This window comes from Armatimonas sp. (assembly GCF_964826245.1).
This window is the reverse complement of record NZ_CBAYMC010000253.1, coordinates 1-5831: the sequence shown is the minus strand read 5'-3', so window position 1 is coordinate 5831 and position 5831 is coordinate 1. Positions and strand designations below refer to the sequence as shown.

Genomic DNA, 5831 nt, shown 5'->3' with positions numbered 1-5831 from the left:
GAGAGCTTCGTTTCGTCATCGTTGATCTTACGAACCACCTGATCCCACTGAGAGGCTCTGCTAAAACTACGGATCCAATCTACTAAAATTACCGGGCTCATTTTTCCTACTTTCTGGTAAAACTATATACCGCCACTCAGAATGGCGAGCAAGTAAATAATGATTCCACCCCCTGGCGACGACCTCGACCTTGACACGCTCGTACTGCAAGCCATCCGCTGGCGCGTCCCTGACCGTACCTATAAGACCCGTGACTATCTCCACCAACATAGCCTCGTGACCATGGCCTGTGCGTGTCAGCGCCCCGATCTACTCCAAGAGCTCCTGAGAGCCTGCCCCTCCCAGGGACTCACGGAAGCACTGGACCAGGCGATCTGGTGGTACTCAGATGCCTGCGTCGAGCTGCTCCTCAAGGCAGGCGTTACCCCCACAGACAGCGCCTTAGGAACCGTCCTCAAAGACGGTCGCTACGAGCTCCTCTTTCGGCTACTAGACCACGGAGGCAACCTACAAGCGCGCTTTCAGGGCGAGGCAAGCTTGCTGCATCTGGCGGCAACACATAAAAATATCGAAGCCACGCTCGGGCTGATTCAGCGGGGCCTCTTCGTGGACACTCTGGATGCAGGCGGACGCACCCCGCTGATGAAAGTCTGTGAGCACGGGAGCCCAGAGACGGCGGCCCGTGGCCAGGAGCTCATGCTACAGCTCCTAGAGAACCGAGCCCGTCCTAATACCCAAGACAAGCGCGGCATGACCGCCCTGATGCTCGCAGCGAGTGCCGCAGAGCCCGAGCAGGTTCAGCTTCTCTGCCTCGCAGGAGCCGATGCCACTCTCAAAAGCCATGCGGGTCTGCAAGCCTGGGAGTACGCGCTCCAGGCAGGCAAGGCGGAGAACTCCTCGCTGCTGCGCCCCACATAATGTTCCCACGAAGCACTCCGACTAGTTCACTTTAAAAACCAGCCGCTTGCGCTCTGTGGGCGGTGTGGGGGCCACCGGCGACGTTTCATCCTCGGGAGCCAGCTCCAGTGCCTTAAGTAGCGGCATCAGCTTGTACTTTCTGATATTTTGCTCTTTTAGTAGCGCCAAGCGCATGTTCCAGCGCTTCCCTTCCCCGAGTGCAATATCCGCATCGCGCTCCCGTGCCAGCCAAAAAGCCGCCGTGTCGTACTGGCTGGATTTGTTCCCCTCGATAATCGGATTGGCAGTCGTGCGGGCATAGCTGCGCACAGGTTCAGGAAGATGGGCGACCACGCTTCGCGCCACACTCTCTCGGACTCCAGGTTCGTAGCAGCGCTGAACCGCATTCCATGCCTCGCTCCAGCGCTGATTCGCCGTCAAGATATCCAAGAGAGCCTGTGTCACTTCACGCGCCCCTGCCAGTCGCTTGAGCAAACGATCCTGAGCCTCCGCGGGCACCCACGCGGCATACTCTTTCCAAAGCGTAAGATCAGGCTCCGTCAGGATAAGGGCCTGGAGTGCCTCGATAATGCCATCAGGAATGCCTTGCGCCTCCGAGAGGGAGCGCACGAGGAGGGCGAGCTGCTTCACCTGCACATCGCTCACCTCGTACTCAAAGTCGCACAGCCCCTCGTCGTCAGGGATCAGACGGTAGGGAAGTAAGAGCCGTCCGACACGGAGTGCCTGGCGGGAATCAGCCGCTTGGAGAGCTTCTACAAGCCGAAGCGCTTCCTCAGCTTGGATCGTGGACGCATTGGCTTGGATAATCGGTTCCGCTTCGCTGTACCGCTTTAGAGCAATCAAACAGAGGGCCATTTGAGCATGCCAGGCGGTGAGGGTCGCCAGAATCAGAGCCTCATCCCACTTTTTCTGCTCTACGAACCATGCGACCCGAACTTGCGTCGTCTCACGCTCCTCGCGTTTGAGCTTGTCAAGCTGATCGGGTTCATTCTGCAAAATATCGTGCGAGATTGAGAACGCGGCAGTTTGTTTATGCCAGCCTTGGACACTTTCAAGCCAGGCTCGATGTTGTTCCGGCGTTAGTTTCCCACGGAGAAGTGCTCCTCCTAGAGCGATGTCCAGTGGCTGGAAGTCGCATGCGTCATCATAGTCGTAGTCATAGTCTTCCAGTGCAGCAAGAAAAGCGAGTAAAAAAGTGCTGAGAAGTGTTAGAGCCGCATCGGGGTCTTGTTTGGCAAAGTAGCTCTGGGCTTGTTGTGTATAGTCCGCCAGTGCCTCGTCAAGAATACTCGTATCTTCGTTGTAGGGGTCTGCCTCAAGCTCGTCGAACGCAGCCTCGACATCACGCAAGATCACCTTTACATTGACGGGGGAGTTTTTTTGCGGGGGCGTGATGTTATGCCTTGCTTCTTGGATCTCATGCAACAGCACGGCCACGATGTGTTTGCACCAGCCACTCCACTCTTCGCCATAGGGACAGGTGCAGTCGGCTTCCTCAACGCCATTTTGATCGTCGAAGTTTATCGTCACACGATAGGGCTTGTAGCGCGAGCCTTGTACATGCGCAATAAGCATCTGCCCCTTGCGCGTCGTATCCTCAATCAGTCCCTCGGAGAGATAGTCTTTCCCACGTGTGAAGATCGTCGTCCCGACTTTGCTCAGTAGCCAGCTTTCCGTTAGCATAGGCTATATTATAGGCCAGATGCCTGATTTTTCTACGGATGTCTGTGTGGTTGGCGGCGGCCCGGCAGGAGTCGCGGCGGCGCTCTCGGCGGCGCGAAATGGCGCAAAGGTCTTGCTGATCGAGCGCATGGGCTTTCTAGGCGGCTCCGCAACGGCGATGCAGGTGCCCGCGTTTGCACCGTTCTCGGATCGCACCAAAGCCATTGTGCGCGGCATCGGCTGGGAGGTTCTCACGGAGCACCAGCGCCGTCTCAATCGCCCGCTACCCGATCCCGACTCCTACAATGTCCCGCAAGACAAGGGCCGCATGGACTGGGTACCGCTGGATGTCGAGCTGCTCAAGCGCCTCTACGACGAGCTGTGCGAAGCGGCAGGCGTGACGGTGCTTTTCCATACGTTTGTGCCTGCCATCCAGCAGGCCAATGGCCTGCTGGAAAGTATTGTTTTGGCCAACAAAGCGGGGCTCTCGCTTGCAAAAGCCAGCGTCTTTATTGATGCCACGGGCGACGGTGATCTTGCCGCACGCGCCGGGTGCGCCTTTGAGCAGGGCGATGAAAACGGCAAGACCCAGGGCATGACGCTCTGCTTCACGGTGGCAGGCGGCTCGCGCAGTCAATATTTAGACTATGTCTACACGACGGGCGATGGCTACTTGACCAAGCGGGTGGAGAGAGCGAAGGCCGACGGGGCGTGGGAGCTGCCCGATAGCTCGCTGGTGGGGATGAGCTTTAAGAGCGAGACGGTTGCCGGGTGTAATCTTGGGCATGTCTACGGCCACGATGCCACCGATCCACTCTCCATCAGCGCCGCCGAGCGCGAAGGACGGCGCGTGGTCGAGAAGCTGATGGCGTTTCTGCGGCGCTATGTTCCGGGCCAAGAGAGCCTGGAGCTGGTCTCCAGCGGGCCGCATATCGGGGTGCGCGAGTCGCGGCGGATTGTGGGCGAGTACACGCTGACTCTGGACGACTACCTTGCTTGTCGCACTTTCCCGGATGACATCGCCCGGTGCGCCTATTTTATTGACCTGCACGCCGTCACCACCGAAGTCGCTGCACGCGCAAAGTCCGTCACCGATGGTGCACAGCGCTCATACTCGTTGCCTGCCGGACAGAGCCATGGGATTCCGTATCGCTGCCTGATTCCCAAAGGCATCGAGAACTTGCTGGTCGCGGGCCGCTGCCTTTCTGCGGAGCGGGCCGTCCAGGGAGCGACCCGCGTCATGCCCTACGCCTTTGCCACCGGTGAGGCCGCCGGGCTCGCCGCCGCGCTCAGCCTTTCTGAGAGCGGCGACGTGCGGAGGGTGGACACTGTGGAGCTACAGCGCCGCTTGCGCGCACAAGGCGCGTGGCTGGGTTAGCCCCGAATGCGCTCTAAAAGCCGAATACGCTTTCGGACACTCTCGGGAGTCACGCTCAGCGGCGCGTCCTCGCGAATTGAGTGCCAGAGGTCGCTGTAGAAACTACCCTGGAGCCGCTCAAAGCTCTCGTTGCAGTCGTAGCTGGCGCTCTGCCACGTGAGATCCTCACGGTTGTAGCTCCGATCTGGGGTTGAGGCGCACTGCACGGGGCGCTCCGGGTGCGCACTCCAGTCCACCCACTTCCACTCCAGCTTGTTGCTCGTGCCGCGCAAGCCCCCGGAAGTGGCCATCACCAGCCACTTGTCTTGTGGATACGGACAAGTCGCCGCGAACTCAATGTCCAGCGTGAACGCGTCGGGGTGGCGCAGAGTGGCTCGCGCGTGGTCTGCCGTGTCCCCCGATGAGAGCGTCGCCCGCAGGTCGCTCCAGACCTCCAAGCTCTCCACATCGTCCACGCCCATAGCTTCGTAGAGGCCCAGCGCCTGGTCAAGAATATGCGGCCCGTTATTATGGAGCTGCCCGCCGCCGAACTCCGAGAGGGTCTGCCAGTCCCAGCGCCGCCCAAAGCCGTGCTGCGCGATCCGAATGTGCACCACTTTCCCCAGCACGCCGCTGGCGAGAATCTCTTTGACCTTCACGTAGCTATCTTCGTAGCGCCGGTTCTGAAACGGCACCACAAACTTGCCCGCCGCTTTTGCCGCCGCCAGCATCGCGTCTACTTCAGCCACACTGAGCCCAAACGGCTTCTCGCAGACCACGTGCTTGCCTGCCTCCAGCGCGGTCACCGCGTTCTTGGCATGATCCCGGTTGTAGCTCGACACCACGACCAGCTCGATCTCGGGGATCGCCACCAGCTCCTCAACCGAATTGACGGCAGTCACGCCCCGCTCTGCGCCTGTCTCTGCAGCCCGCACGCCGTTCATATCCGCCACGGCAACCAGCTCATAGCTCTCACCCAGCTTCTCAAATGCCTTGCAGTGAATGCCATAGCCACTGCGCCCCAGCCCCAAAACCCCGACACGAATCTTTTCCATGACGCTATTATGCAGCAGGAAATCCCTCTGCACAAAAGGAACTAGGACTGTATGAAGCGACGAGATCTTTTAAAGAGTGCGGCCACGGTGGGTGTGGCGACAGCGATGGGTGCGGCAGTAGCGGAGGCGACGGCGGCTCCGACAGGCCCGGCGGCGGCGACGATGCAAGGCGTGCCGTTTGAGAAGCGCGATGTGGTGCGGGTTGGGTTTATCGGCTGTGGCGGGCGTGGCGGCGGGCTCTTCAACGACCTGCTCAACATTAAAGGCGTGGAGATCAAGGCCACCTGCGATGTGGTCGCCCAGCGTGCGGAGAACTTTGCCAACCGAGCGGAAAAAGCCGGACAGAAGCGGCCTCAGGTCTACGGCGCGGGCGAGAAAGACTACGAGAAGCTCTGCGCTCGCGAGGACATTGACTTGGTCTATATCGCCACGCCCTGGGACTGGCATGTCCCGATGGCGGTCTGCGCGATGGAGCACGGCAAGCACGCCGCGGTCGAGGTGCCTGCCGCCACGACGCTAGCCGACTGCTGGAAGTTGGTAGATACCAGCGAGCGCACCCGCAAGCACTGCATTCAGTTAGAGAACTGCTGCTACGGCTACACGGAGCGCATGGTGCTCAATATGTGCAAAAAGGGGCTCTTTGGGGACTTGGTGCATGGAGAAGCGGCCTACAACCATGATCTGCGCGGTCTGCTGCTCGCCGACTCGGGCGAGGGGCTCTGGCGGCGCGTCCCGCACATCAAGCGCAATGGCAACCTCTACCCCACCCACGGCCTCGGCCCGGTGGCACAGTACATGGGCGTGCACAGCGGGGATCGGTTCACCCGCCTCGTCTCGAT

The 5831-nt window shown here is 60.1% G+C and carries 5 protein-coding genes; 3 read left to right on the top strand and 2 right to left on the bottom strand.

The features are described 5' to 3' along the window. The first annotated feature begins 159 nt into the window (after positions 1-159). Positions 160-918, top strand: a complete 759-nt coding sequence (locus tag AC1XOS_RS18830) for an ankyrin repeat domain-containing protein (protein ID WP_481963760.1) — start codon at positions 160-162, stop codon at positions 916-918. A gap of 21 nt (positions 919-939) precedes the next feature. Here AC1XOS_RS18830 and AC1XOS_RS18825 read toward each other — a convergent pair whose 3' ends face one another. Next, entirely contained in the window at positions 940-2601 is a 1662-nt protein-coding gene (locus tag AC1XOS_RS18825; protein ID WP_481963759.1) for an SWIM zinc finger family protein, read from the bottom strand. A 19-nt stretch (positions 2602-2620) separates the two neighbouring features. On the opposite strand from AC1XOS_RS18825, the gene AC1XOS_RS18820 reads away from it, so the two are divergent. Beyond that, positions 2621-3958 (top strand): FAD-dependent oxidoreductase, encoded by a 1338-nt coding sequence (locus AC1XOS_RS18820; RefSeq protein ID WP_481963758.1) that lies wholly within the window; start codon positions 2621-2623, stop codon positions 3956-3958. On the opposite strand, the gene AC1XOS_RS18815 is transcribed toward AC1XOS_RS18820, so the two are convergent. Beyond that, complete coding sequence (locus tag AC1XOS_RS18815) at positions 3955-4992, bottom strand: Gfo/Idh/MocA family protein (RefSeq protein ID WP_481963757.1); 1038 nt, start codon at positions 4990-4992, stop codon at positions 3955-3957. The genes AC1XOS_RS18820 and AC1XOS_RS18815 overlap by 4 nt on opposite strands. Before the next feature lie 51 nt (positions 4993-5043). Between AC1XOS_RS18815 and AC1XOS_RS18810 the strand changes: the two genes are divergently transcribed. Continuing rightward, positions 5044-5831 (top strand): Gfo/Idh/MocA family protein (locus tag AC1XOS_RS18810; protein WP_481963756.1); only part of this gene is annotated, 788 nt, incomplete at its 3' end.